Here is a 26,321-nt window from a genome sequence, read left to right on the forward strand (position 1 = left end):
GAGATTGTTCAGAAATAAACGATAAAATGAGATGTTGCTTTAAATAAATTTAGTTAAATAGTCTCAATCGGCGTTTTTCATTTAAGTAATGGTAGTTCTTAAAAACTAAATTAAAAATGTAACTAGTAGATAAAATTGCCTAATTTTGATATATTAATAACTAGTGAATTTTGCCGGCTAGAGGGCTTAAGGGAGATTAGTATGAGAATTATATTATTATCCGGGGGATCTGGTAAAAGATTATGGCCTCTGTCAAACGATTATCGTTCGAAGCAATTTATCAAAGTGATGAACAATGATAAATCTGAAGAAGTAAACCAAACTTCGATGATTCAACGTGTTTGGGCTCATTTGAACGAGATCGATCTAGCTAATTCTGCGGTAATTACGGCGAGCAGGGTTCAGCAAGAGATCATCCAATCCCAGCTTGGAGATGATGTACCACTCGTACTGGAGCCAGTTAAAAGAGATACCTTTCCAGCAATCTGTCTCGCTGCTAGCTATTTAAAGTCGAAAATGAAAGTGCACGATGACGAAGTGATCGTCGTTATGCCTGTAGATGTGGACGCGGATGAACAGTTCTTTGAAACGATTAAGCAATTAGCGGTTGAATTTGAAAAATCTACAGCTAATATAGGGCTTATTGGTTTGAAACCTACGTACCCTTCAGAAAAGTTTGGTTATATATTGACGGAACCCTCCTCTAATAGTCATTCAACACTTTTAGCAATTGATAGATTTGTTGAGAAGCCTTCCGCCGCAGATGCTTCCAACCTGATTGATTCCGGTGCGTTATGGAATTGTGGTGTTTTCTCCTTCCGATTAGGTTATATTCTCCAGATTTTAGAGACTGGCAGTTGGCCTACACACTATGAGGAGCTTTTGGCTCAGTTTCATTTAATGCCTGCCATTAGCTTTGATTATCAAGTAGTAGAGAAGGAAGAGAACATCGTTGTTAAACCTTATCAGGGCAGATGGAATGATCTTGGGACTTGGAATGACTGGACAGATATTATGCAGAATCGGCTGAATGGTAGAGGGATTTTAAGTGAAGATAGCGAGAACACCCACGTAATTAATGAATTACAAATTCCGGTAGTTGTGATGGGAATATCCAATGCAGTTATCGTAGCAAGTCCAGATGGAGTTCTTGTTGCTGATAAAGAAAAAAGTCCAAAACTTAAAGACTTGGTAGAATCGATCTCAGCTCGTCCGATGTATGAAGAAACGTTATACGGATGGTATCGCGTGATTGATGTAGACAATAACCCGAACAACAATCAAGTTGTGACGAAGCGTGTACATATTTGGCCGGGTAAAAATATAAGCTATCAAATACATGAACATCGAGATGAAATATGGACACTTATTAGCGGAATAGCTGAGGTAGTCATTAATGAAAAGCGGTTTCAAGTGGGTGCTGGTGACGTGATCCATATTGAATCTGGAACCAAACATGCGATTAAAGCCATTGATGGAGTTGATTTGATAGAGGTTCAAATTGGGAAATCTGTGAGTGAAGATGATATTACTAGATATCAATATGATTGGGAAGAAAGCATTCAGGGGAAGGGAAGTAAGTTAGGATGAAACCGATAAGAATTGGAGATGCCCTCTTAAAAGAAGGAATAATTACTCAAGCACAATTACAAGAGGCTGTTGAATATCAGACGAAGCACGGTGGACGGTTAGGCGATATTATTGTAGAACTAAATGGTTTGGACAGCGACACGATTCAATGGATCACAAAGCAAGTGCCTGTCAAAGGTCGACTAGGTGAGATGTTGGTGAATACCGGTGAAATTTCCCAAGAGCAGCTGGATCGTGCGCTCGCTTTCCAACAGAAGAGTGGCGGAGTTCTTGGAGATATTCTGTTATCGTTACACTTTATTGAGCCAGATCGGTTGTACCGGGCAATTGCAACTCAGAATAATATTGGTAGAATCGGAGCAGAGTTTTCCTTCGAGAAGGAAAACAAGCTTCCGGAAGAAATGGCTCGTTCTTATAATGCGGTCGTTATTAATAGCGATTTTAATCGTTTCTTGATTGCGGTCAGTACGATTCTAACATCGGAGCAAGTCACTGAACTAGAACAATACCTGGGTAAACCGATCGAACAAGTTATGGCAACTCGCGATGAGATGGAATATTTTTGGAAAGAAGTGTACGTTGAGGAACTGCTCCAAGTAAGTACAGAAAAGCTATTATTCGAGAGACCTGAAAACTCGGCACATATCACATTCACTTCAATGCAAAAAATTGGTTTTATTGTAACGTGTGTTCTATTAGTTGGCGCTTTGGTGTGGAACTGGCTTTGGACCTTGATCGTGGTCAATATTGCTGTTCAGTTAGGATATTTAGTTATGTCTATCTTTAAATATTCGATTATTATTTTCGGAGCTCAGAAATCATCGCAACTACGATTTACGGATGAAGAAATCGCAGCAATCGACGAACGCTCTCTACCTATTTATAGTATTCTGGTTCCCATATACAAAGAAAGTAATATCATCCCTCAGCTTCTCAATAATATAGAAAATTTGGATTATCCGAAATCGAAGCTGGATGTCAGGCTATTAATTGAAGAGGATGATATAGAAGCCCAGCAATTACTCGTAACGAAAAAGCTACCCCCTTATTTTACTACATTAGTCGTACCTCACAGCTTGCCCAAAACCAAACCGAAGGCTTGTAATTATGGGCTAATCCGGGCAAGAGGCGAATATGTGGTTATTTATGATGCCGAAGATCGCCCAGATCCAGACCAACTAAAGAAAGTATATCTTGCATTTAAATCTAGTCCAGATAATTGCTGCTGTATACAAGCGAAGCTTAACTATTTTAACAGTAATCAGAATTTACTTACCGGTTGGTTTACACACGAATATAGTATGTGGTTTGAATTGCTGCTGCCTGGTGTAATGAAGCTCGATATTCCAATTCCTCTAGGTGGAACCTCTAATCATTTTAAGACGGATATTTTGAAAAAAATTAACGCATGGGACCCTTATAACGTGACTGAAGATGCCGATCTAGGTGTTCGACTGTATAAAGAGGGTTATAAAACGGCAATCGTGGATTCTCGTACCTGGGAAGAAGCGACAAGTCGTGTAGGAAACTGGATAAGACAACGGTCGAGATGGATTAAAGGCTATATGCAGACCTGGCTTGTTCATATGCGCAATCCGTTTCAGTTGTGGCGTGACTTAGGTCCGAAGGGATTTTTTGGTTTTCATGCGATGGTTCTAGCTACTCCTCTACTTCCATTGTTGAACCCAATATTTTGGTCCATGCTGTTGCTGTGGTATTTAGCTAAATTAGAAATTATCCCACTATTTTTCCCAGGCCCGATTTATTACTTTGCTGCATTTGAGCTGTTCCTTGGGAACTTCATATTTGTATATAGCCTAACAGTAGGAATCTATTGGGTTACAAAAGAGCTGCACGACAAAGGAAATAAAGTGTTCTCCTTTTCGCTCATAAAGTATACATTGCTGGCACCGATTTACTGGGTTTTAATGAGTATCGCAGCGGTCAAGGCGGCGGTTCAACTCATTACAAAACCGTTCTATTGGGAGAAAACGACACATGGACATGCAACAACCGATACACAACTTACTGATTCGACACACGAAAAAGCAATGTAGATAATCCTTAATAATGGATAGGAGAAGCGGTATGGCTACAGCTTGGAAACGATCGATTTACGGTATTTTTATTGTGATTTTGTTATTAGAACTTGCAGTAGGCTATTATTTAACTTCCATTTACGGGTTCATGTCTGGTGATGCTTCAAGTCGTGTCGCTAACGCATTTTATGTTTTGTACAGCCGCGAACCCAATCTAGCAAATATCGGGTTTGTATGGAATCCTCTACCAAGCTTTATGGAAATGATTCTACTCGTCTTCTATCCGATCTTTCCGGGGCTTGCCTCGGAAGGGTTAGCAGCTGTGATTGTTTCGAGCTTGTTTGCAGCTTTGACTGCAGCTCTCATTGTAAAAGCAGGGCTGCAATTTGGCTTGAATAAATGGTTAAGTATCGTCATTGCCCTTCTCTATGCCTTTAATCCATATATCTTTTATTACGGAGCAAATGGTTTAACAGAGGTTATCTTTATTTATTTTATAAATTTAGCGGTTATTCAAATTCTACTCTGGATGCGTGATGACGGTTCGAGGTCACTTGTCATTGCAGCGTTGGCACTTGCGTTTGCCTTTTGGACGCGTTATGAAACAGTATTTTTCGGAGTTGCAATAGCGCTTGTTGTGCTAGTATGGCTATTGCAATCGAAGAAGGATCCCGTAAAGGAAAGATTTCAACAGCTGGAAGGAACATGGACGGTACTATTAACTCCTGTTGTTTTCTCTGGATTGTTATGGATTTTCTTTAATTACACCATTATGGGTGATGGATTTTATTTCCTTACTTCCTCTTACGGTAATTTAGGACAAGCGGACCTGCTCATGAGTGATGATAAGTTCACTTCTTTGATGGGCAACCCCATTGCAACTTTGGTCTTTGTGGCTGAACGATTATGGTATTTTTGTATACCGCTCATGATCATTTTTGTCATTCGATTAATTGAGCGTCGCTTATTCAGATGGGATTTTCTTATGCTGCTTATTCTAGCGATTTCCATACCCTCCATGCAGTTTATATTATTGATCAAAGGGGGAACCGCGGCTTGGATTCGTTATTACATGTACGCATTCCCGATAGTAGCAGTATGGATTCCCTATGAGATAAGTCGAATGAAATTCCGGAAAACCGGATCAACTGTACTCGTTATTGGATTACTCGTAAGTACTGTAGTCATGGGGAAGATGATGAACAATCCCCAAATTGCATCTGATGAGTACGAAGCTTTCCGGCAGAATAAATTGTATGCGGAGCAGGAAGCCGGTAAGAACGCCACAGCTTTCATTAATGAGCACTTGTCGGATCAAATGATTTTAACGGACTCATTCAGTAGCTTCCGGATTATTATGGGAAGTCAAAACTCCAAAAATTTTGTCATTACAAGTGATCATGACTTTACAGATTCTCTTGATAAGCCAGCAGAGCACAAGATAGACTATATTTTACTTCCTAATCCTCAAGCGGTCCTGTCCTTAGATAGTGTGAATCAAAAGTATCCTAATCTCTATGATCAGGGGGCTGAATGGGCTACTTTGTATCAGGAATTTAATGGTTATTGGAAATTATATAAGGTACATGGAGGTACACAATGACGATTAAATACTCAGTTATTGTCCCGCTATTCAATGAGGAAGAAGTCATTAACGAAACTTACAATCGCTTGACTACAGTGATGCAGCAAACTCACGAATCCTATGAGCTTGTGTTTGTTAATGATGGAAGCCGTGATCGAACAGTCGAAATTGTAAAAAAGCTTTGTAATTCAGATGAGCATTTACGATTAATTAACTTTTCCAGAAACTTTGGACATCAGATCGCGATAAGTGCAGGAATGGACTACGCTCAAGGACAAGCTATAGTTGTTATTGACGCGGATCTACAGGATCCACCTGAGGTCATTCTTGAGATGATTTCAGAGTGGAAACAAGGCTATGACGTTGTCTATGGCAGACGTCTAGTCCGAAAGGGTGAAACTCTATTTAAGAAGGCGAGTGCATCATTTTTCTATAGATTACTAAGAAGTATGACCAGTGTAGATATTCCCGTAGATACGGGAGATTTTCGTCTGATTGATCGTAAAGTTTGTGATGTGCTAAAAGGGCTGAAGGAAAAAAACCGCTTTGTACGCGGCTTAGTCAGTTGGGCTGGTTTCCGACAAAAGAGTGTGGAATATGTAAGGGAAGAGCGATGGGCGGGAGAAACGAAATATCCGCTCAAGAAGATGATTCGATTCGCAATCGATGCGATTACATCGTTCTCCTATAAACCTCTAAAGCTGGCTAGCTATATTGGGATGACTCTTTCATTGTTTAGCTTTGTTTACTTAATCGTAGTGCTATACCAGAAGGTATTTACGAATTCAACAATTGCCGGTTGGTCCTCTACTCTTGCAGTAAATTTGCTGTTCAACGGTATTATTCTGATGATTCTAGGGGTCATGGGCGAATATATTGGGCGGGTATACGACGAATCGAAGGACAGACCTTTATACATTATTTCCGAGACGAAGGGCTATGCTCGTGAACATGCTTTGGTTGGGAGCCATAACAGGTAAGTGATGCTCACCTCTTGGAATATTTTTCTACCCAGAAGGACAAACTAATGGGAAGGAAAATATTGGCCGAAATTCGGCCGCAGGAGGGGGAGCCACTTTTGGCCTGTAACGATACACGTAGATCTGGATTTCGCTCGTTTGCATGGATGCTAGCCTGTATGCTTTCGGTTACTTTAATGATTCCTTCCGTTGCATGGGCTAAAGAAAAGTCGCCGGGAAATACGATTACGGATATGGCTGCAAGTGCGAGGTCTGCAATTCTGATGGATGCAGATAGTGGGACAATCATTTACGAGAAAAACAGCAACGACTCCTTACCACCGGCTAGCATTACCAAAATTATGACGATGCTTCTCGTCATGGAAGCGATTGATGAAGGTCGACTGAAGCTAACAGATAAAGTTCAAGCAAGTGAATATGCCGCTTCTATGGGCGGATCTCAGATTTTCTTAGAGCCAGGCGAGGAAATGACGGTTGAGGAGATACTTAAAGGCATCGCTCTAGCTTCAGGCAATGATGCATCCGTAGCTATTGCAGAGAAGCTTGGAGGCAGTGAACAGCAGTTCGTTGCTATGATGAACGAGAAAGCTGTGCAATTAGGAATGAAGAACACGAAGTTTATGAATTGTAATGGACTTCCTGCTGAGGGCCACGTGTCGTCAGCTAATGATATTGCCCTTATGTCGAGGGAGCTGCTTAAATACGAGGATATTACAAAGTATACAGGGCTCTATCAAGACTACTTACGTAAAGGGAGTCCGAAGCCCTTCTGGCTTGTGAATACGAACAAGCTTGTCCGCTTCTATAGTGGGGCGGATGGTTTGAAAACTGGTTTTACGAGTGAGGCCAAGTTCTGCCTATCAGCAACGGCGCGTAGAAACAATTTACGATTGATTGCCGTCGTTATGGGCGAACCAAATACGAAAACTCGTAACGCAGAAGTTTCCCAACTATTTGATTATGCTTTTGCCCAGTATACGAACATTCCGATTTACAAGAAAGGTGATCCGATCGGAACTTTGTCGGTAGAGAAAGGCAAAATTGATAAAATTCCTTTATCAGCAAAGCATTCTTATAGCGTACTGCTTAAGAAAGGTGATGCGGGCAAGGGTATTCGACATGAGCTGATACTTAATCCTAATGTGAAGGCTCCGGTTGAAGTTGGACAGTCTATAGGGAAGCTAGTCGTCTATCGTGGTGCAGAAGTATTAACGGAATTCCCAGTGGAATCTCCAATGGCAGTTACTCGAGCAGGTTGGTGGACGCTTCTTCGTAGAACGACAGGCCACTTATTTCTTTCAGATTAAAGCGACATAAGGCGGATTGACGGGAATGATGTCAACGCCGTTTTGACGTGTTTTGTCGAATAGAGCGAGGTTACTTCTAGTTTTGTCGGAGGGCAGGAATGGGAGAGTCTTCCGTAGAATTGGTGACAAAGGTCGATGCGCGAATAGGTGTTGCATGATCGGTCTAGCTGGTGTGACGAGCTATGCTCGCACTTATGGGGAAGGGGAAATGAGAATGAGCTTACAGGTCGAGCTGGAGCAGCACCGCAATGTTTTGATTGTCCGACTGAGGGGAGAATTGGATCATCATACTGCGGACATCGTCCGGTTTAAGATGGAGGACGCGATATTAAGAGGCCGGTGTGATCACGTCGTTCTGAGCTTGAAGGAATTGATATTCATGGATAGCTCCGGTCTTGGCGTTATTCTTGGCCGCTATAAGCTAGTGAAGAGCCGCGGTGGGAAAATGGTCGTATGCGACACACAGGCTAGCGTCAAACGATTGTTCGAATTATCGGGGCTGTTTAAGATTTTATCGTTCTATGACACCGAGCGCTCAGCAATTGCCGGTCTGGAGGTCGTATCATGAGCGGACACAATCACATGAAACTGTCGTTTGCTAGTCGTTCTGAGAATGAAGCCTTTGCTAGAATTACCGTTGCAGCGTTCGTCTCGCAGATGGATCCTACTTTGGAGCAGCTTGATGAGATAAAGACAGTTGTTTCCGAAGCGGTTACGAATGCGATCATTCACGGCTATAACGGAACTGAGGACGGTATTGTTACCGTTGATGCAGAAATCGATGGAGATACGGTAACGGTATCCATAAGCGATCAAGGGAAAGGCATTGAGGACTTGGAGCTTGCTCGTCAGCCGTTATTCACTTCCAGACCTGAACTGGAGCGTTCTGGAATGGGCTTCACCATTATGGAAAACTTCATGGACGAATTTGATGTTGTTAGTTCTGTGTCAGGCGGTACTTCGCTCAGGATGAAAAAGCGGATTGAATCGAAAAAAGTACTATTCAATTAAAAACCGTGCGGCAGGGGTTGGAGGCATGGATTCAGAATGGAAGCGATCGTCTCCGCCGGCTTACTTGGATGACTCTGAAGTTAAGCGCCTAATTGCGCTAAGTCAATCCGGAGATATGGTCGCGCGTGATACGCTTGTTAATAGTAATATTCGGTTAGTGTGGTCGGTCGTTCAACGGTTTTCTAACCGGGGGTACGATAGTGATGATTTGTTTCAAATTGGCTGTATTGGGTTGCTGAAATCCGTCGATAAGTTTGATCTTTCTTACGATGTGAAATTTTCAACTTATGCGGTACCTATGATCATCGGTGAAATCCAAAGATTTCTTCGGGACGATGGCACTTTGAAGGTGAGCCGTTCACTTAAAGAAATGGCTAACCGGGTGCGTAAGGTAAAGGACGAATTGTCTAAGCGACACGGACGTGCTCCAACGATTAGCGAAGTAGCCGAAGAGATTGGCGTTACACCGGAGGAAATCGTGTTTGCTCAAGAAGCGAATAAACCACCGGCTTCTATTCACGAAACCGTGTTCGAGAATGATGGAGATCCGATTACACTTATGGATCAAATCGCTGATGAATCACAGGAACGATGGTTCGACAAGCTGGCCCTCACCGAAGCGATTCAAGGCTTGAGTGAGCGAGAACGGCTTATCGTCTATCTTCGTTATTTCCGCGATCAAACCCAGTCTGAAGTTGCTGGACGGCTTGGAATATCTCAAGTTCAAGTCAGTCGTTTGGAGAAAAAAATATTACAGAATATTAAAGACCAAATCGCTCAATAGTGTTGTTAGGAAATAAAGTGAAAGCTTTAAGTGATGTTACACCTATAGGAATCACGAATCTCGGTAGATAGATTCGTGGCTTCCTTTCGGGCAAAAGCATCATTTGAGGCTTTTTTCTTTTTTCCCATATCCGACTATATTGGTCGATTGTTCCACATACTAAGCAAAATGCAGACAAGGGGGAGGTCTAGGTGGAGCGTTCGAATACAGAGTCTAAAGTCGTCTATGTACGAATGCGACGCAGGGCAGTCGTACGACCCTTGTCATTAGTTACGTTAGGTGATGTGGCGAGACTTGTTACGGATGATGATTTGCAGAAGCGTTTGAAGAGTGTGCCGCTTCATCGAATAACCCCTAAAGACGGAAATCTATTGTTGATCGATATGCTGCAGGTCGTAAAGGCGATACGTACGGAGGAGCCAGGATTAATTATTGAAACGTTCGGCGAGCCTCACGTGTTGCTTGAGATTTCACCTGAGGGTGAAGTGAAGCCGCGTATGTTCGTGTTAGTGCTGGCATGGCTTCTGTTGTTCTTCGGTTCGGGGATGGCAATGATGAATTTTCATGCAGATGTAAATATGCCCCAGGTGCAGCGCAGAATTACAGAATTGATTACGGGGAAAGCCCAATCGCATCCGTGGTTATTCCAAATCCCTTACTCTATCGGCATTGGAATGGGAATGCTCCTGTTCTTCAATAGGCTGCTGCGCAAACGACTTAACGACGAGCCGAACCCTCTCGAGGTGGAGATGTTCATGTATCAAGAAAACGTTAATCATTATGTCATAACAGAAGAGTATAGCAAGAAACATGAGGATCAGGCAGGAGAAAATCGTGACTGAAGTATTGCAGGGGATCATGCTTGGGATTATCGGCTTGGCTGGTGGGTTCTCGGTCGGGAGTGCCTTCGTCGCTTTGCTGATCGTGCTTGACCTTATTCCAAGACTCGTCCAGTTAACAAGAGCTTATCGACGCTCCTCGGTGTTCGAGTCGGGCATTTTAATTGGAGCACTTTACTGGAGCTGTGCTGATTTATTCCACTGGTCCATTAAGCTTCCTGCTCAATTTCTGCTGCTCCCGGCTATTTTCCAAGGGTTATTCGTTGGAATGTTCGCAGCTGCTCTGACAGAGGTGCTGAATGTCATTCCGATTGTGTCTAAGAGGTTTAAGCTCAAGCCTTACTTATTGCCATTGTTAATGGCAATGGTGCTGGGGAAAGTTACTGGTTCACTGGTCGACTGGCTATGGCTACACCCTTGAGAGGAAGTTCAAAAAGTCAGCTTTTGATCACGAAGTTAAACAAGGAGTAGAGTCGGCATCGAAGGTTGAATTCAGCCGGACCTTCCGGTGCTCACGTAGGTTTTTCCTACGCTCCGCTCCTCAGTCCCTAGCTTCATCCAACCTTCTCGGTGCTGAAAAGCTAACTTTTTGAACAACGATTAATTTTGAAGTTCAAAAAGTCAGCTTTTGATCACGAAGTTTTACAAGGAGTAGAGTCGGCATCGAAGGTTGAATTCAGCCGGACCTTCCGGTGCTCACGTAGGTTTTTCCTACGCTCCGCTCCTCAGTCCCTAGCTTCATCCAACCTTCTCGGTGCTGAAAAGCTAACTTTTTGAACAACGATTAATTTTGAAGTTCAAAAAGTCAGCTTTTGATCACGAAGTTTTACAAGGAGTAGAGTCGGCATCGAAGGTTGAATTCAGCCGGGCCTTCCGGTGCTCACGTAGGTTTTTCCTACGCTCCGCTCCTCATTCCCTAGCTTAAGCATTTTACATAAAGGAGCGTGATAGTGATGGAAACAAGAGATCAAGAAAGCGTGGACCTAGAGCAATCAGAGAATCCAGGCATATATAACATAGAGGAACAAAATGAGGATGCACAACAACACGTCGATGAAGAGCAACAAGGCGGTAAAGAGCAACAACAAGCAGAGAAGAACGGAAATGAAGAAAACAACGAATACGCCAAAACGAGCAATCAAGCAGAGAAAAACCAATACGCGGATATGAATAATAACCCCAAAAAACCTGCTCCTTCAGCATCAGAACAAGCACGCAAAACACAAAGACAGATTCCGGACAACATTGAGGAATGGAAGGAGCTGCTTGTTAAATCGATTGGCTTGAACAAAAGCTTCGAGGTTCAGGTCAGAGAAATGACCTTTGGTGGTAAAAAAGTCGGGCTTCTGTTTCTCAGCGTATTTGCGAAAGATTCAGCACTGACAGAAATTATTAAGCGACTGACTTATCTTGAGACAGATAGCGTGATGGATCATGATTCAATGCACACGTTCCTAGAATGCTATGTACCAGCCATACAAATCACAACAACAAATTCTTTTCCGAAAATGATTGATGAAGTATTGATGGGAAATACGGCGTTCTATGTAGACGGAGAGCCGACTGCCCTCATTATCGATGCTAAAACCTATCCGGCACGTAACCCAGAGCAGCCTTCGCTTGAGAAAGTCGTCCGTGGGAGTCAGGATGGCTTTACCGAAACTCTAATCGTTAACGTTGCACTCATTCGTAGAAGACTGAGGGATCCGAATTTGCGTTTCGAAATGTTAAAGGTAGGAAGACGAACGCAGACGGATGTATGTATTGGATATATTGAGGATATTGCAAATGTGGAGCTGGTTGAATCCATTCGGGATAAAATAAAAGCGATCGATATTGATGGCATACCCCTAGCGGATAAGCAGTTAGAAGAAATGACGGTTAACAGCAGTTGGAATCCGTTCCCACTCGTTCGATACACAGAAAGACCAGACGTCGTTTCTGCGCAGCTTCTGGAAGGCAGTGTGACGATTATCGTTGATACGTCTCCAAGTGCAATCCTATTACCAACGACTTACTTCGATCTTGTTCAACATGCGGAAGAAAACCGTCAGAACCCATTTATGGGAACGTATATGCGTTGGGTTAGGTACTTGGGGATGTTAGTATCGTTATTCATGATGCCGCTTTGGTATTTGTTCAATGAAAATCAAGCGTTAAGACCTCAGTGGTTATGGTTCGTAGGTGCGGATAAAGTGGGACAAATACCGCTCATTCTACAGTTTCTCATCGCAGAAATCGGAGTAGATTTGCTCAGGCTAGCAGCTGTGCATACCCCTGCACCACTTGTGACAGCGATGACCTTGTTGTCAGCGATTCTGATCGGCGACATTGCCGTGAAAACAGGTTTGTTCATTAATGAGGTCATTTTGTATATGGCTGTGTCCGCAATAGGGATGTTCGCAACGCCAAGCTATGAATTAGGACTGGCAAATCGAATTATTAGGCTGGGATTGCTGCTAACTGTTTTCTTTTTCCATCAGATTGGATTTGTAGTCGTTACAACTTTAGTGTTTATCTATCTGGCTTTCAAAAGATCCTTCAACACGCCTTACCTATGGCCGTTTTTGCCCTTTAATGCCGCGGGTTTTCTGAATATTTTGCTGAGAAGACCTCTTTCAACAAACAAGAAACGATTGTCGATCTACCGGACCAAAAAAAATCGCAAACAGCCGATCTAAAGGTAATAATGCAAATGATGTGGCAAATCCTCCATTTCCCCGAGGACAGTTTTCCGCTATACTCAGGATAAATCGTGTAACTACCGGTTAAGAGTCGAATCAGACTGTGTTCCGGAATTTTCGCCAAAGGGGAAATAGAAATGTTCTTGCATGGAACTAGCAAAATTAACAGCAAAGGTCATCTAGAGATCGGAGGCTGCGACGTTACAGACTTGGCTCAGGAGTTTGGGACGCCTTTATACATTGTGGATGAGGCTCTTGTGCGCCAACGTGCGCGGGAATTTATGGATGCTTTTCGTTTGACGGGACTTCGCCACCAGGTAGCGTATGCATCGAAGGCTTTCTGTGTTATGGCTATGTGCCGAGTTGCTGAAGAGGAAGGAATGAGCCTTGATGTCGTATCAGACGGAGAGCTCTATACAGCGCTGCAAGCAGGATTCCCGGCTGCGCGTATTCATTTCCACGGAAACAACAAAACACCAGAAGAAATTAACATGGCTTTGGATGCGGGTATCGGTTGCTTTGTCGTTGATAACTTTAACGAATTGCAGCTTCTCAACGCTTTAGCAGCGGATAAGGGCAAACGCGTGAATGTATTGCTTCGCATCACACCGGGCGTGGAAGCTCATACTCATGATTACATTTCGACAGGTCAACAGGACTCGAAGTTCGGCTTTGACCTTGGGAATGGGACAGCGTTCAAGGCAATTGAAACTGCGATCAGCTTACCTCACTTGAAGGTGCTCGGAGTTCACTCCCATATTGGTTCTCAAATATTCGAAGTCGAAGGATTCCGCATGGCAGTTGAGAAGGTCGCTGCATTTGCTGTGGAAATTCGAGATAAGTTGAACTATACATTCACAGTGCTTAATCTTGGTGGTGGATTCGGAATCCGATATGTGGAAGGTGATCAGCCTCTTCCAGTGGGTGTTTATGTTCAAGCCATTGCGGATGCGATCAAAACAACATGTGAGAGTGCAAACTTCACATTGCCTGAAGTATGGATTGAACCGGGTCGCAGCATTATCGGTGACGCAGGGACGACTCTTTATACCGTTGGGACAAGCAAAGATATTCCTGGTGTTCGTAAATATATCGCTGTTGATGGTGGAATGACTGACAACCCTCGTCCAGCACTTTATGAATCCCAATATGAGGCGGTTCTTGCGAATCGTGCAAATGATGAGCTCACAGAAGTGGTTTCTGTTGCGGGTAAATGCTGCGAAAGCGGAGATATGTTGATTTGGGATCTGAAGCTGCCGACCGTACAATCGGGAGATCTACTTGCGGTATTCTGTACGGGTGCGTATAACTATGCGATGGCGAGTAACTATAATCGGATTCGCCGCCCGGCTGTTGTGTTCGTTAAGGATGGTAAAGCGGATCTTGTCGTCGCTCGGGAATCTTATCTCAATATTGTTGGGAATGACATTATCCCACAAAGGCTGCAAAAGCAGACAGTGGCGAAATAATACGAAATTATCCATTAAGATGGACATCGTGCCTACTCTGGGCATGATGTCTATTTTACGATGTATGGGATTTTGGTCGGAATTGATAATAATCTAATAGAATAGTTTTGGTTTATAGAAATTTGTTGTACAATAAGGCGATATGATTTAAGGAGGATATACAATTGTCTAAACAAGCGGTAATTAAAATGACGGATGGTAACGAGATCGTATTGGATTTATTTAACGAGGATGCTCCGAATACGGTTGCTAACTTCGAAAAGCTTGCGAACGAAGGATTTTATGACGGAATTCCCTTCCATCGTGTCATTCCTGGATTCGTAGCACAAGCTGGTTGCCCGAATGGGAATGGAACTGGCGGTCCTGGATATTCGATCAATTGCGAGCACAACAAAAATAAACACGAACGTGGCAGCTTTGCTATGGCACATCGTGGACCTAATACAGGTGGAAGCCAGTTTTACATCTGCTATAACGCTCAGCCGCATCTTGATGGTGTTCACACTGTATTCGGTAAAGTAACTGCAGGTATGGAGCATGTGGATGCTCTTAAAGGTCAAGAGAAGATGGAATCAATCCGCGTAAGCTAATTCAGTGCTCTGAGTAAAATGACATGAAACCGTGATCCTGCCTTCTGGCATAGATCGCGGTTTTTTGATTCGTCGAACAACGCAAGCAGGGATCATTATCCTTGCTTTTTATCTGGATAAATGATAATATTCCAGTCAGTATTACGTGTTATCTACAAAAGCTTGATTTTTATCATTTTTATCGCTAAACCTTCGGGGCGGGGTGTAATTCCCCACCGGCGGTGATCGGCACTTGAATCCACTGTAAGTTCATTACAGAGATCTAGCAGCCGTCAGTCCGTGACCCGTCATCGCTACTTCCGGAGCAACCGGTGGGCGTGGTGCGGTGGACCTGGTGCAATTCCGGGACCGACAGTTAAAGTCTGGATGGGAGAAGGAAGCGCAGCGCGGCCTAGCCGTGTCCATATGAAGCAAAAACTTGCCGCAGGTCTAATGCCATCTTGAACATTAGTTTTATTTGTTCTTTTTTTCACAATCCTGCGCTAGCGGACAATGGATTCAGCACGTCAAGTTAGACGTCTACACCTCACAAGAGGTTATTCGTTTTGTCGTGAAATCACTTCTATTGTATTTGCTTTAAGGACATGACCTATGGGTCTTTATATTGCTGTGTATCCAACTACCCCCGAGGCGTTCATCTCGGGGGTTTTCTGTTTGTTTGCGGATTGGAGAGGAGGATGCTAATGGAACTGCTCAATGATGATTATTACATGCAGCTTGCATTGAATTTAGCAGGGAGCGCGACAGGACAGACCGGAGTGAATCCCGTTGTAGGTTGTGTCATCGTGCAAGGCGGCAGAATCGTTGGCATGGGAGCCCATCTGAAGCACGGCGAAGGACACGCAGAAGTACTTGCCTTGAATATGGCTGGTGAGCAAGCGCGTGGCGCAACTGCATACGTGACGCTGGAACCGTGCAGTCACTATGGTAAAACACCACCTTGCTGTGAAAGGCTCATTAAGGAAGGTGTTTCCCGAGTTGTCGTAGCTACATCTGACCCCAATCCACTAGTAGCGGGTAGAGGCATTGAGCAAATGCGGAAGATGGGAATTCAAGTCGAGGTAGGGCTGCTTGAGGCTCAAGCTTGCCAATTGAATGAAGTGTTTAACAAGTTCATTCTGACGGGCACTCCCTTCGTAACCTTGAAGACCGCATTGTCGTTAGACGGTCGTATTGCAACGCGTACAGGGAACAGTCGTTGGATTACGGGTCCGGAATCAAGGGAAATCGTGCATACACTGCGTCACCGTCATAATGCCATCATGATAGGGGCAGCAACTGTATTTGCGGATGATCCGGAATTAACTACACGATTGAACGTACCTGGTTTGCATCCTACAAGAATCATAGTGGATTCCAAGCTCAGAGTTCCTTTGACCGCGCGTGTCCTGAATGAAGAAGCGCCTACGATCATTTTGACGACAGAGCAAGCTGATGAGTCTAAGGTTAAAAGTTTACATGAGCTAGGCATAGAAGTACTGCCTTGCGGGACTGGATCTCGTGTTGATCTTGTTAAGGCGATGAAGCTGTTAGGTGAACGAGGCATTAACTCAATCTTGCTTGAAGGCGGCGGAGTACTCAACGGAGCGATGATTGAAGCAGGATTAGTAGATAAGCTGATGTTATTCTATGCGCCTATCATCGTTGGTGGGGATGGATCGCCGTCTGCTTTTGCTTTCACAGGACCTGATGAAATGTCATCCGCACTCCGTTTGAATCGCGTCTCAATGCAGGCCTTCGGCGAAGATTGGTGCGTCACAGGCTATCCTACAGGCAAGGCTATGAATGATTTATCCGAAGCCATTGCTCATAAAGGAGAGAAGTAAAGTGTTCACAGGTCTAATTGAAGAAATGGGTGTACTTCGTGCAGTACAGCGACGTGGAGAGGCAATGATCTTAACGATTTCTGCGTCTAAAGTTCTTGCCGATGTCAAGCTGGGGGATAGTATTTCTGTTAATGGAGTCTGCCTCACGGTGGTGGAATTCGATCGCTATTCTTTTTCCGTAGATGTTATGCCAGAAACCTACCGGCTAACAAATCTTCATTCCATCCCATCAGGTAGTGCTCTGAATCTAGAGAGGGCAATGATGGCGGGGGGAAGATTCGGAGGTCATCTTGTCCAAGGGCATGTGGATGGCACTGGGACAATTAAAGAAAGGTCCACACAGGCCAACGCCATTGTGTTCACGGTTGAACCGAATGATGTCCAGATTATGCGACACGTCGTTCAGCAAGGCTCTATCACACTTGATGGGATTAGTCTTACCGTCGTTTCGGCTGATCGTGAAAGTGGTCATTTTACGGTTTCAATCATTCCGCACACCTTGCGGGAAACAGTACTTCAGAATAAGCATCCAGGACATACTTTGAATATTGAATGCGATATTCTTGGCAAATATGTCGATCACTTATTGAGCATGAGAGATACTCAGCCGGCTAAACAATCAGGTGGATTAACAGAATCTATACTTCGTGATAATGGATTTATGTGAGAGGGGCGAGAGTCATGGTGCAAAGTCATTTTGATACAATCGAAGATGCGATTCATGATTTAATGGAAGGAAAGGTTGTCATTGTAGTAGATGACGAGGATCGTGAAAATGAAGGGGATCTTATTGCGTTAGCGGATAAAGCTACACCAGAGGTCATAAATTTCATGATCCGCGAGGCGAGAGGGCTTCTATGTGTTCCAATCACACAAGAAAGAGCGGAAGCTCTTGACCTACCGCCGATGGTAAGTCACAATACGGATTATCATGGTACGGCATTTACCGTATCCGTCGATCATAGTTCGACAACAACGGGAATCTCTGCCCCTGAGCGTTCGCTATCGATTAAAGCGCTAATTGACCCGTCAGCAAAGCCGCATGATTTCCGCAGGCCTGGACATATTTTCCCGCTCATCGCGCGGAAGGGCGGCGTACTTAGACGTGCTGGTCATACAGAAGCCGCTGTTGATCTCGCAAGATTGTGTGGCTCAGATCCATCGGCTGTCATTTGTGAAATTATTAAAGAGGACGGAACGATGGCGAGATTACCTGATCTTGAGGTTTTCGCGCAAGAGCATTCCTTAAAGTTAATCACGATCAAAGAATTGATTCGTTATCGGAATGAAAAAGAGAAGCTTGTTAAGAAGGAAGTCGAGGTCAGAATGCCTACAGACTTCGGGATATTCCAAGCGATTGCATATACGAATGAAGTAGACAACAAGGAACATGTTGCTTTCGTTAAAGGGAAGATTGACAGCTCGAAGCCCGTGCTTGTCCGCGTGCATTCAGAATGCTTAACTGGTGATGTTTTTCACTCCCATCGGTGTGATTGCGGTCCTCAGCTAGAGGCTGCACTTAAGCAGATTGATGAAGCCGGGAGTGGTGTCTTGCTCTACATGCGCCAAGAAGGCAGAGGCATTGGTTTGATTAATAAACTACGTGCTTATGAATTACAGGAGCAGGGATTAGACACCGTGGACGCGAATATCAAGCTTGGCTTTTCTCCAGATCTACGCGATTATGGCATTGGAGCGCAAATATTGAAGGATATTGGGGTCAAGGATATTCGTCTTCTAACCAATAATCCCCGCAAGATCAAAGGCTTAGAAGGCTACGGTCTAAACGTTGTTGAGCGGGTGCCCATCCAAATGACTGAGAACGAAGATAATACGAAATATTTGCATACGAAGAAAGCTAAGCTAGGTCACTTATTGTCCTTTAAGGACGAAGTAAACACAGAAGTCTAATGGGATTGAAAACATAAAAACATAACTTAAACTTGAGAGGATGATTGAAATGTCAGTTGTTTACGAAGGTCACTTAATTTCCAAAGGTTTGAAATATGCGGTAGTCGTCGGTAGGTTTAATGAGTTTATTACATCGAAGCTATTAGGTGGAGCACTTGATGCGCTTAAGCGGCATGGTGCTGAGGAAAGTGAAATTGAGATTGCTTGGGTTCCAGGCGCATTCGAAATTCCCTTTATTGCGCAGAAATTTGCTGAAAGCGGCAAATATGATGCTGTTATTACGCTTGGTGCTGTTATTCGTGGTTCAACACCGCATTTCGACTATGTTTCCAGTGAAGTGACTAAGGGTGTAGCTGCGATTTCATTGAAGACGGGCGTTCCTACCATATTCGGAGTATTGACTACGGATAGTATTGAGCAAGCAGTTGAGCGTGCGGGCACTAAAGCTGGGAATAAAGGCTGGGAAGCTGCAACTACGGCAATTGAAATGGCAAATTTGACTCGTGCAATTACAGGGTAAATAACCTTATAATGAAAAGATGACAAAATGAGTACGCGTGATAAGCAGGAGGAGAAATTCGAGTGGCAATGTTATATAAGCTGGAAACTTTCGAAGGGCCGCTCGATTTGCTGCTGCATCTTATCGATAAAGCAGAAATTGATATTCAGGATATTTCGATCAATGACATTACAGATCAATATATGGAGTATTTAGCGGCTATGCAAGTGCTCGAGCTTGACATTACCAGCGAGTTTCTCGTTATGGCTGCCACACTGCTTTCTATGAAGAGCAGACAGCTCCTTCCGAAGCCTCCCGTAACCGAGGAGCCATGGCTTACCGTGGATGACGATGATTATTTGGATCCGCGGGAAGAATTGATCCGCAAGCTACTCGAATACCGTAAATTCAAATCGGTAGCTGGGCAGCTACGTGAGAAGGAATGGGATCGAAGCCAAGTGTATACGCGGGAGCCGACGGATTTGACGCCTTTCGAGAAAGTCGTGCAAACGAATCCGGTTGAAGGGCTACATGTAGAGGATCTGGTGAATGCATTCCAGAAAGCAATGAGACGATTAGCTGGACGTCATCGGGTATCTTCTATTCGGAAAGATGAAATATCGGTTAAAGATCGGATTTTTGATATTATAGAAACATTAAAAAACAGATCCAATGAGGGAAAATTATTATTTTCCCAGTTGCTCAGCGATGAGGATGACCGTGGGGAAATCGTTGTGACTTTTCTGGCTATCCTCGAATTAATGAAGCGTAAATGGGTTTCTTGCCATCAAAGCGCTTTGTTTGATGAAATCGTGTTGTCGTGGACGGGGAGAGAGGATAACAATGGATTACTCGACATTGAAATCAGTACTTGAGGGACTACTATTCGTCTCTGGCGACGAAGGAATAACCGCCAAAACAGCCGCAGAAGTGGTTGAGTCAGATGTGGAAGTCGTCAAAGATGTTCTTAAAGATTTACAGAAGGAGCTCGGCAAGAAAAATCGAGGAATTCGAATTGCAGAAGTAGCGGGTGGTTATCGGTTAACTACCGTGATTGAGCACGCTCCCTATTTCGAGAAGCTCGCCTATTCACCTTCGCGTTCGGCGCTTTCGCAAGCCGCATTAGAAACCTTATCGATCATTGCATACAGGCAGCCGATTACCCGTGTGGAGATCGAGGAAATCCGTGGAGTTAAGGCAGATCGCGCATTACATAATCTGGTTAATAAAGATTTAATCGAGGAGAAAGGTCGTGCCGATGCGCTAGGTAGGCCGATTCTCTATGGTACGACGAAATCATTCTTAGATTATTTTGGTTTGGCGAGTATAGCCGGCTTACCGGAGCCATCCATATCTGAAGGCGACGATGAGTTGGAAGAAAGAACGAAGATGCTGTTCGATCGGATTGAAGGGCGTCAGCTCTCTATGGAAGATATGGATAAAGAACTGGATACGGAAATAGATTCGGAATAATATTCTTATAATGGAATGAAGAATTGTCAGAAGGTCATACTACCCCTAGGAAAGGCGGGGGAGGTATGGCCTTCTGGCTTTGGTTGCTTTGGATTGCGGGGACAATTGTTGTTGTATGCTTCATCGCAGCTTTATTTTCGAGGATCCGTGTTCGTGTTCGTTATTCGCGTAGCGGTCATTTGGATCAGCTTGTAGTTGTCACTCAAGCTTTGTACGGATTGTTTCATTATCAGATTATTCTACCGACCATTGTTATTCGTGACTGGAGCGTCATTTTTCGCGAACAAAGTGTTGGGGGATTGCCTGGTGGCCACAATCAAAAGAAAAAAAGACGTTTCATCGGTAGAGGGACTATTCTTCGATACGCCAGAGCTTATAGGACACTTTTACTATCGACTAAGAAATTCAAGCGCTGGGCTAGACAATCGATGAAAAAAGTGGAGTGTACCCGTTGGCGGCTTGATTTCCGCGTAGGAACGGGGGATGCTGCTTCAACGGCGGTTGTGTCAGGCTTGTTATGGGCAATATCCGGATGTGCTTCGGGAATTGCCGGACAATACATAACATTAAAGACTTCCCCGCAAGGCCAGGTAGCGACTAATTACTCTGCGCCTGAATTTACGGTCGTTTGGGAAGCGGATTTTCGCATTCGCTTAGGCACAGCTTTGGGGGTAATACTTAAGCTTGGCACGAAAACGATTCAGTTAAAGAAGGCTATCCGTGCTTGGCGCAATTGGTTATCAGGGCCTAAGGAAGCTTAATTTTGCTTCGTACATACTCGCTCCTCATAGTGCGCACAATACAAAAAGCGTAGGTAAGTTCTTTTCTATATCGCGAATCGAGGAGGAGTAAACAATGGCTGAGCATCCAATTAACGGTTTAATGCAAACCGCCATGGAGAACATTAAGGACATGGTGGACGTCAATACTATTGTCGGCGAACCGGTTCAAACACCTGACGGCAGCGTGATTTTACCAATATCTAAAGTTGGTTTCGGATTTGCTGCTGGGGGGAGTGAGTTTACTGGCATAGAAGACCCTTCAGGGGGTTCTCACCAGAAGTCAAATGGACAAGACGGACATAATGCCTCAGTATCCCTCCCTTTCGGTGGAGGTAGTGGTGGTGGTGTCTCCATTACGCCAATTGCGTTTCTCGTCGTAGGCTCGCAAGGCGTCAAGGTTGTACCGTTGGATAATCAGACCCATCTTCTTGAACGCTTAATTGACGCTGCTCCACTATGGGTTGATAAGCTGAAAAATGCTTTCCAGAGCAATCACGACTCCACTACGAGTACCCACATTTCAGCTGACATCTCTAAATCATCTGACAATATGATGTAACACTCAAATACTCATAAAGTTATTTACTTTTACCGATCTACCGACCTATTGGTCGGTATTTTTTTATGAACCCGCCTATCCAAAAGTCGCATACCACTTACATACTTTTGGACATGCTTACATAAAATTGATACATGGACGATTGTAACGGTCTCAAGAAAGCAAAGAGCGGCAAGTGATTTGAGGAGGATACGCATGTTCACCTTGACCAGATATCATTTACCACGTTTCATCGGAATGGGAATAATTACGGTTTCATTGTTTTTGGTGCCCGTTCATACCGCTGTATCCGCAACGCAAGAAGCCGCGCCTGAAGAAGCAGGAATACCAAATCCACCGATGAATCACGCCAAATCTGCGGCGCTCATTGACGTTACCTCTGGGCGTATTTTGTTCAGCCAGCGAGGGGATGAGCCCATGAAAATCGCTAGCTTAACGAAGATCATGACAGCGATCGTTGCGATCGAGCACGGCCAGTTGGATAGCACGGTTAAAGTGAGCACTCGTGCAGCGGGTAAAGAAGGCTCTTCGCTTTTTCTGAAGGCTGGGGAGAAGATTTCGCTGCGAAATGTGCTTTACGGCCTTATGCTTCGTTCAGGCAATGATGCTGCAACGGCCGTAGCAGAGCATGTCGGAGGCTCTGTCGAAGGCTTCGCTTACCTGATGAATCAGAAAGCTGAGGAAATCGGACTTACCCATAGTCACTTCATGAATCCGCACGGATTAGATGAACAAGGTCATTATTCATCAGCGAATGATTTGGCCAAGCTTACTGCTTATGCCATGCACAATTCAGACTTCAAAGAAATTGTTAAAACTCAAGTGAAGACCGCTCCTAACCCGAATGATTCCTGGGATTATAAATGGGTGAACAAAAATAAGATGCTAACGATGTATGAAGGTGCAGATGGTGTTAAAACCGGGTATACGAAGCAAGCCTTACGTACACTCGTCAGTTCTGCTACTAGGAATGGTCAGCAGCTTGTTGCCGTTACCTTGAACGACGGGGATGATTGGCGTGATCACATGAATTTACTCGATTATGGATTTGCTCATTTCCCCCTTACCAGTGTCACGAAAGCGGGTGAGCGTGTCGCCGGATACCCTTACAAGGTATCGAACAGCTTCGTATATCCATTCGCAGCAGGGGAACGTGATCAGTTAGATATTCGATTGGCTCCTTTGCGAGAAGGAACAGTCCATTATAATTTGGGCTACCGGGGACAGCTAAAATTTGTCTTGAAAGATAAGCTCATCGGAACCGTTACCATCATTGAGGCAACAGATCAGCAGCAATCACAGCAGACGATTGAGATGGAGGATTCAGAACCGTCTAACGCTCGTGCAACAGCAGGACAACATTCATTTCTCACAGCGATGAGATCTACAATAAGAGCACTGTTTCTGCAAGAGGGGGCGTAGAGATGGTGAATTGGATTTGGATGGGGATGATCGTGTTCAGTGTTGTGTTTGGTGCAGCGAATGGCAAAATGGAGCAAGTCGCTGAAGCGGCATTCGGTGGTGCGCAGACTGGAGTTACTGTATGTTTAGGCCTCATTAGCATTCTCGTATTCTGGATGGGACTCATGCGAATTGCAGAGGATGCGGGACTCGTACGAAAGCTATCCGTTCTGTTGGCTCCGATTGTCAGAAAGCTGTTCCCAGACGTTCCGGCGGATCATCCTGCGATGGGGTACATTCTATCGAATATGAGTGCGAATTTGCTAGGCTTAGGAAACGCAGCAACACCGATGGGAATCAAGGCCATGCAGGAGCTGCAGAAGCTTAGCGCGGAGCCTACAGTAGCAACTCCAGCGATGTGTACACTTCTAGCTCTAAATACTGCAAGTATTACGCTGGTCCCTACGACGATGATAGCGATCCGGATGAATTTCGGCTCCGTTCATCCTGCGGATATCGTTGCCCCTACTTTATTGGCAACAATCATATCCACCGGGGCAGCCATCCTAATTGATAGGTGGTATCGTAGCAAAAATAAAACACCGCCCACCTCTTCATCAATTCGAATGAATAAGGGGGCTGCACCTCCAACATCCCAGATTAACCCTTCCGCTCCCGCAGGGGGAGGCTGATTCTATTGGTCGAGTTGATTCAGATTGTATCCACTTGGACGATACCTGTACTTATAGCCTTTATTCCTTTATACGCGTCACTCCGTAAAGTACCTGTTTATGAATCTTTTATTGATGGGGCCAAGGACGGTTTCCAAACAGCCATTAGCATCATCCCTCACTTAGTTGGCATGATGACAGCAATCAGCATGTTCAGAGCATCTGGAGCAATGGACGCTTTCGTAGGGTTAATTAGACCTTTGTTAGAGGGCTTTGGAATTCCAGGTGATGTGCTGCCCCTCGCCCTACTTCGTCCGATAACTGGAGCGGGCTCATTAGCCTTTGTTACGGATCTAATTAAAGAACAAGGGCCGGATACTTTCGTCGCACGGATTGCCTCGACCATTCAAGGTAGCACGGACACAACTTTATATGTTCTAACGGTTTATTTCGGTGCAATAGGCATTCGGAATTCACGTTATGCATTAAAAGTAGGCTTATTATCTGATCTAGTTGGGTTCTTTGCTGCTGTTGCCGCTTGCTGGTTGATGTTTGGCTTGGTATGATGGGTAATGAGGTGAACGACCGTGGAGGAAAGATTACAGAAGGTTCTTGCTAATGCCGGTGTTGCTTCTAGGCGCAAATGCGAAGATCTCATTACAGCCGGTAAAGTTACGGTTAATGGAGAAGTCGTAACAGAGCTTGGGGTCAAAGCCGATCCAACTAAAGATACCATAACGGTATCTGGTAAACCGATTAAGAAAGAAGCTAAGGTTTATCTGATGTTCAACAAGCCCAAGGGAGTCATTACAAGCGTATCCGATCCCCAAGGCCGAAGTGTCGTTATGGACTATTTGAAGGAAATCAAGGAGCGGTTATATCCGGTCGGACGATTGGATTACGATTCTGAAGGTTTGCTACTCATGACGAATGATGGTGACCTAGCTCATAAGCTAACTCATCCGAGCCATCATGTACCGAAAACCTATCATGCCACAGTGGAGCGAGTTCCCCATGGTAATTCATTGGAGAAATTGGTGAAGGGCATCAAGCTTGAGGATGGGATAACGGCTCCGGCTGAAGTTGAATATCATGATATCGATCCTGAGAAGAAGTTTGCGACGATATCTATTACGATTCATGAAGGACGTAACCGTCAAGTACGCCGGATGTTCGACGCGATTCATCATCCTGTTACTCGATTGAAAAGGATTTCCTTCGGAGGCTTGTTTCTTAATAATTTACAGCGGGGCAAACATCGACGACTTACAGCAGAAGAGGTAAGAAAGCTTGAAGAGTCGGTAGCGGGAATCGCCATCGATCCTGAAGCAACGCTAGAAGATACAATCGATTGAGAATTCAGAGCTGTCAAATAAGGACAACGGTTTTTTGAAATGCAAGGGGTTGTCCTAAGAGTGAAATGCTCCCCAAACAGTAGACAGGTGTAATAATAAAACCTGATACCGTTAGGGGAGTATTTTCTATGTACAAAAGTAAACTTAGTGCTGCTGAAACTCTTGAAAATGAGTACGGAAAAGTGAAGCGACTGAAAATCGGATTGAAACGGGAGGCGGGTCACAATGAGCTCGAGATCGCGTTGCTCCAGTAACTTCCCAAGCAGCAAGTGGTCACCCTTTTTATTGTACTAAATTAGACATACAAAGCTGCTGAATCGTGAGGAAAATCAACGTATACTGGAGAAGGTCGATTGATGATGGACGATCATTCCGCTACAATGGAAGTAATGAATTACGGGTGGGGAGTAGGTTATATATGGGACGTTATCGCAAATCAATACAATACATAATATTGGCTGCTGTACTCCTAGTAGGAGGCTATGCGATCGCCAATTCTTTATTTTCGAAGAGTGTCGTACTAACTAAGGGAGACAAGCCTCCATCTTTCCGTCTAGCTGGCTTAGACAATGAGGTTCATGAGCTACAGGATTATGAAGGGAAGCCTCTCATCTTGAATTTCTGGGGTACGTTCTGTCCCCCTTGCCGTGATGAAATGCCCGCCCTGCAGAAGCAGTATGATAAATGGAAAGGGGAAGGACTTGAACTTGTGGGAATCAACTTGAGCGAGGATAAGTTAACCGTTGAAAGCTTCATTCGACAAGTTGGAGTGAGCTTCCCGATTCTAATGGATAAGGATAAGAAAACGGAGAAGAAGTACGGTCTTAAGCAATACCCGACCACATTTTTCATTACCCCTAAGGGTGTAATCCAAGAGGTTGTCATCGGTGGTTTATTGTCCGAAGAGGAAATAGAAGTACGCGTGCAGAGGTTAATGAAATCTTGAATGCAAAGTTAAGGAGGCAA

At 44.3% G+C, this 26,321-nt stretch carries 27 protein-coding genes and 1 riboswitch; all 27 genes read left to right on the plus strand.

Annotation, left to right across the window (positions count from 1 at the left end):
- Nucleotides 1-201: 201 nt before the first annotated feature.
- The 27 genes from M1K58_RS03245 (at nucleotide 202) to M1K58_RS03375 (ending at nucleotide 26,301) form a co-directional block, all read left to right on the plus strand.
- The gene (locus tag M1K58_RS03245; RefSeq protein ID WP_256757226.1) at nucleotides 202-1,590 is read left to right on the plus strand and encodes a sugar phosphate nucleotidyltransferase; all 1,389 of its coding nucleotides are present in this window, start codon (nucleotides 202-204) and stop codon (nucleotides 1,588-1,590) included.
- On the plus strand, nucleotides 1,587-3,647 hold the full coding sequence (locus M1K58_RS03250; protein ID WP_256757227.1) for a cyclic di-GMP-binding domain-containing protein, MshE-related: 2,061 nt from the start codon (nucleotides 1,587-1,589) through the stop codon (nucleotides 3,645-3,647). The genes M1K58_RS03245 and M1K58_RS03250 overlap by 4 nt, the downstream gene beginning before the upstream one ends.
- A gap of 31 nt (nucleotides 3,648-3,678) precedes the next feature.
- Complete coding sequence (locus M1K58_RS03255) at nucleotides 3,679-5,232, plus strand: glycosyltransferase family 39 protein (protein WP_256757228.1); 1,554 nt, start codon at nucleotides 3,679-3,681, stop codon at nucleotides 5,230-5,232.
- Nucleotides 5,229-6,194 (plus strand): glycosyltransferase family 2 protein, encoded by a 966-nt coding sequence (locus M1K58_RS03260; protein ID WP_256757229.1) that lies wholly within the window; start codon nucleotides 5,229-5,231, stop codon nucleotides 6,192-6,194. Before M1K58_RS03255 ends, M1K58_RS03260 begins: the two co-directional genes overlap by 4 nt.
- A 176-nt stretch (nucleotides 6,195-6,370) precedes the next feature.
- On the plus strand, nucleotides 6,371-7,501 hold the full coding sequence (locus M1K58_RS03265) for a D-alanyl-D-alanine carboxypeptidase family protein (RefSeq protein WP_256758217.1): 1,131 nt from the start codon (nucleotides 6,371-6,373) through the stop codon (nucleotides 7,499-7,501).
- 214 nt (nucleotides 7,502-7,715) lie between these two features.
- The gene (gene spoIIAA, locus M1K58_RS03270) at nucleotides 7,716-8,069 is read left to right on the plus strand and encodes an anti-sigma F factor antagonist (RefSeq protein WP_256757230.1); all 354 of its coding nucleotides are present in this window, start codon (nucleotides 7,716-7,718) and stop codon (nucleotides 8,067-8,069) included.
- Entirely contained in the window at nucleotides 8,066-8,512 is a 447-nt protein-coding gene (gene spoIIAB / locus M1K58_RS03275) for an anti-sigma F factor (RefSeq protein WP_256757231.1), read from the plus strand. Before spoIIAA ends, spoIIAB begins: the two co-directional genes overlap by 4 nt.
- A 25-nt stretch (nucleotides 8,513-8,537) precedes the next feature.
- Complete coding sequence (gene sigF, locus M1K58_RS03280) at nucleotides 8,538-9,296, plus strand: RNA polymerase sporulation sigma factor SigF (protein ID WP_256758218.1); 759 nt, start codon at nucleotides 8,538-8,540, stop codon at nucleotides 9,294-9,296.
- A 191-nt stretch (nucleotides 9,297-9,487) separates the two neighbouring features.
- Nucleotides 9,488-10,138 carry a stage V sporulation protein AA gene (locus M1K58_RS03285; protein ID WP_256757232.1) on the plus strand — a complete coding sequence of 217 codons (651 nt, stop codon included), beginning with the start codon at nucleotides 9,488-9,490 and terminating at the stop codon, nucleotides 10,136-10,138.
- Nucleotides 10,131-10,556 (plus strand): stage V sporulation protein AB, encoded by a 426-nt coding sequence (locus tag M1K58_RS03290; RefSeq protein WP_256757233.1) that lies wholly within the window; start codon nucleotides 10,131-10,133, stop codon nucleotides 10,554-10,556. The genes M1K58_RS03285 and M1K58_RS03290 overlap by 8 nt, the downstream gene beginning before the upstream one ends.
- Before the next feature lie 532 nt (nucleotides 10,557-11,088).
- Nucleotides 11,089-12,816 (plus strand): spore germination protein, encoded by a 1,728-nt coding sequence (locus M1K58_RS03295; protein ID WP_256757234.1) that lies wholly within the window; start codon nucleotides 11,089-11,091, stop codon nucleotides 12,814-12,816.
- A gap of 140 nt (nucleotides 12,817-12,956) precedes the next feature.
- Complete coding sequence (gene lysA, locus M1K58_RS03300; protein WP_256757235.1) at nucleotides 12,957-14,288, plus strand: diaminopimelate decarboxylase; 1,332 nt, start codon at nucleotides 12,957-12,959, stop codon at nucleotides 14,286-14,288.
- 164 nt (nucleotides 14,289-14,452) lie between these two features.
- On the plus strand, nucleotides 14,453-14,878 hold the full coding sequence (locus M1K58_RS03305; RefSeq protein WP_256757236.1) for a peptidylprolyl isomerase: 426 nt from the start codon (nucleotides 14,453-14,455) through the stop codon (nucleotides 14,876-14,878).
- Between the two features lie 184 nt (nucleotides 14,879-15,062).
- A riboswitch (FMN riboswitch) is annotated at nucleotides 15,063-15,260 on the plus strand.
- Nucleotides 15,261-15,561: 301 nt separating this feature from the next.
- Nucleotides 15,562-16,704, plus strand: a complete 1,143-nt coding sequence (gene ribD, locus M1K58_RS03310; protein WP_256757237.1) for a bifunctional diaminohydroxyphosphoribosylaminopyrimidine deaminase/5-amino-6-(5-phosphoribosylamino)uracil reductase RibD — start codon at nucleotides 15,562-15,564, stop codon at nucleotides 16,702-16,704.
- 1 nt (nucleotide 16,705) lies between these two features.
- Complete coding sequence (gene ribE / locus M1K58_RS03315) at nucleotides 16,706-17,371, plus strand: riboflavin synthase (RefSeq protein ID WP_256757238.1); 666 nt, start codon at nucleotides 16,706-16,708, stop codon at nucleotides 17,369-17,371.
- A gap of 14 nt (nucleotides 17,372-17,385) precedes the next feature.
- On the plus strand, nucleotides 17,386-18,615 hold the full coding sequence (locus M1K58_RS03320) for a bifunctional 3,4-dihydroxy-2-butanone-4-phosphate synthase/GTP cyclohydrolase II (RefSeq protein ID WP_256757239.1): 1,230 nt from the start codon (nucleotides 17,386-17,388) through the stop codon (nucleotides 18,613-18,615).
- Nucleotides 18,616-18,664: 49 nt separating this feature from the next.
- On the plus strand, nucleotides 18,665-19,135 hold the full coding sequence (gene ribH / locus M1K58_RS03325; protein ID WP_256757240.1) for a 6,7-dimethyl-8-ribityllumazine synthase: 471 nt from the start codon (nucleotides 18,665-18,667) through the stop codon (nucleotides 19,133-19,135).
- Nucleotides 19,136-19,197: 62 nt separating this feature from the next.
- Nucleotides 19,198-19,989 (plus strand): segregation and condensation protein A, encoded by a 792-nt coding sequence (locus M1K58_RS03330; protein ID WP_256757241.1) that lies wholly within the window; start codon nucleotides 19,198-19,200, stop codon nucleotides 19,987-19,989.
- Nucleotides 19,958-20,587: an SMC-Scp complex subunit ScpB gene (gene scpB / locus M1K58_RS03335; protein ID WP_256757242.1), complete on the plus strand. Its 630-nt coding sequence runs from the start codon at nucleotides 19,958-19,960 to the stop codon at nucleotides 20,585-20,587. The genes M1K58_RS03330 and scpB overlap by 32 nt, the downstream gene beginning before the upstream one ends.
- Before the next feature lie 65 nt (nucleotides 20,588-20,652).
- A complete protein-coding gene (locus M1K58_RS03340; RefSeq protein ID WP_256757243.1) occupies nucleotides 20,653-21,348 on the plus strand; it encodes a DUF2953 domain-containing protein in 696 nt (231 codons plus the stop codon).
- 94 nt (nucleotides 21,349-21,442) lie between these two features.
- Nucleotides 21,443-21,928 (plus strand): GerW family sporulation protein, encoded by a 486-nt coding sequence (gene ytfJ, locus M1K58_RS03345; RefSeq protein WP_256757244.1) that lies wholly within the window; start codon nucleotides 21,443-21,445, stop codon nucleotides 21,926-21,928.
- A 195-nt stretch (nucleotides 21,929-22,123) separates the two neighbouring features.
- Nucleotides 22,124-23,350 (plus strand): D-alanyl-D-alanine carboxypeptidase family protein, encoded by a 1,227-nt coding sequence (locus tag M1K58_RS03350; RefSeq protein ID WP_256757245.1) that lies wholly within the window; start codon nucleotides 22,124-22,126, stop codon nucleotides 23,348-23,350.
- Nucleotides 23,351-23,352: 2 nt separating this feature from the next.
- Complete coding sequence (locus M1K58_RS03355) at nucleotides 23,353-24,021, plus strand: nucleoside recognition domain-containing protein (RefSeq protein WP_256757246.1); 669 nt, start codon at nucleotides 23,353-23,355, stop codon at nucleotides 24,019-24,021.
- Between the two features lie 5 nt (nucleotides 24,022-24,026).
- A complete protein-coding gene (locus tag M1K58_RS03360) occupies nucleotides 24,027-24,566 on the plus strand; it encodes a spore maturation protein (RefSeq protein WP_256757247.1) in 540 nt (179 codons plus the stop codon).
- Between the two features lie 21 nt (nucleotides 24,567-24,587).
- Entirely contained in the window at nucleotides 24,588-25,355 is a 768-nt protein-coding gene (locus tag M1K58_RS03365; RefSeq protein WP_256757248.1) for a pseudouridine synthase, read from the plus strand.
- A 128-nt stretch (nucleotides 25,356-25,483) separates the two neighbouring features.
- Nucleotides 25,484-25,609 carry a hypothetical protein gene (locus M1K58_RS03370; protein WP_256757249.1) on the plus strand — a complete coding sequence of 42 codons (126 nt, stop codon included), beginning with the start codon at nucleotides 25,484-25,486 and terminating at the stop codon, nucleotides 25,607-25,609.
- 164 nt (nucleotides 25,610-25,773) lie between these two features.
- Nucleotides 25,774-26,301: a redoxin domain-containing protein gene (locus tag M1K58_RS03375; protein WP_256757250.1), complete on the plus strand. Its 528-nt coding sequence runs from the start codon at nucleotides 25,774-25,776 to the stop codon at nucleotides 26,299-26,301.
- Nucleotides 26,302-26,321: the final 20 nt, after the last annotated feature.

Origin of the sequence: Cohnella sp. WQ 127256, from assembly GCF_024519285.1 — a bacterium.
Lineage (GTDB): Bacteria > Bacillota > Bacilli > Paenibacillales > Paenibacillaceae > Cohnella.

Bases quoted from the DNA above. Each gene is read 5' to 3' on its own strand.
- M1K58_RS03370 (WP_256757249.1), top strand. From the start codon at position 25,484: ATGTACAAAAGTAAACTTAGTGCTGCTGAAACTCTTGAAAATGAGTAC.
- M1K58_RS03250 (WP_256757227.1), top strand. From the start codon at position 1,587: ATGAAACCGATAAGAATTGGAGATGCCCTCTTAAAAGAAGGAATAATT.
- lysA (WP_256757235.1), top strand. From the start codon at position 12,957: ATGTTCTTGCATGGAACTAGCAAAATTAACAGCAAAGGTCATCTAGAG.
- M1K58_RS03320 (WP_256757239.1), top strand. From the start codon at position 17,386: ATGGTGCAAAGTCATTTTGATACAATCGAAGATGCGATTCATGATTTA.
- spoIIAB (WP_256757231.1), top strand. From the start codon at position 8,066: ATGAGCGGACACAATCACATGAAACTGTCGTTTGCTAGTCGTTCTGAG.
- ribD (WP_256757237.1), top strand. From the start codon at position 15,562: ATGGAACTGCTCAATGATGATTATTACATGCAGCTTGCATTGAATTTA.
- spoIIAA (WP_256757230.1), top strand. From the start codon at position 7,716: ATGAGCTTACAGGTCGAGCTGGAGCAGCACCGCAATGTTTTGATTGTC.
- ytfJ (WP_256757244.1), top strand. From the start codon at position 21,443: ATGGCTGAGCATCCAATTAACGGTTTAATGCAAACCGCCATGGAGAAC.
- M1K58_RS03375 (WP_256757250.1), top strand. From the start codon at position 25,774: ATGGGACGTTATCGCAAATCAATACAATACATAATATTGGCTGCTGTA.
- sigF (WP_256758218.1), top strand. From the start codon at position 8,538: ATGGATTCAGAATGGAAGCGATCGTCTCCGCCGGCTTACTTGGATGAC.
- ribH (WP_256757240.1), top strand. From the start codon at position 18,665: ATGTCAGTTGTTTACGAAGGTCACTTAATTTCCAAAGGTTTGAAATAT.
- M1K58_RS03260 (WP_256757229.1), top strand. From the start codon at position 5,229: ATGACGATTAAATACTCAGTTATTGTCCCGCTATTCAATGAGGAAGAA.
- M1K58_RS03295 (WP_256757234.1), top strand. From the start codon at position 11,089: ATGGAAACAAGAGATCAAGAAAGCGTGGACCTAGAGCAATCAGAGAAT.
- M1K58_RS03355 (WP_256757246.1), top strand. From the start codon at position 23,353: ATGGTGAATTGGATTTGGATGGGGATGATCGTGTTCAGTGTTGTGTTT.
- scpB (WP_256757242.1), top strand. From the start codon at position 19,958: ATGGATTACTCGACATTGAAATCAGTACTTGAGGGACTACTATTCGTC.
- M1K58_RS03265 (WP_256758217.1), top strand. From the start codon at position 6,371: ATGATTCCTTCCGTTGCATGGGCTAAAGAAAAGTCGCCGGGAAATACG.
- M1K58_RS03340 (WP_256757243.1), top strand. From the start codon at position 20,653: ATGGCCTTCTGGCTTTGGTTGCTTTGGATTGCGGGGACAATTGTTGTT.
- M1K58_RS03255 (WP_256757228.1), top strand. From the start codon at position 3,679: ATGGCTACAGCTTGGAAACGATCGATTTACGGTATTTTTATTGTGATT.
- M1K58_RS03350 (WP_256757245.1), top strand. From the start codon at position 22,124: ATGTTCACCTTGACCAGATATCATTTACCACGTTTCATCGGAATGGGA.
- M1K58_RS03245 (WP_256757226.1), top strand. From the start codon at position 202: ATGAGAATTATATTATTATCCGGGGGATCTGGTAAAAGATTATGGCCT.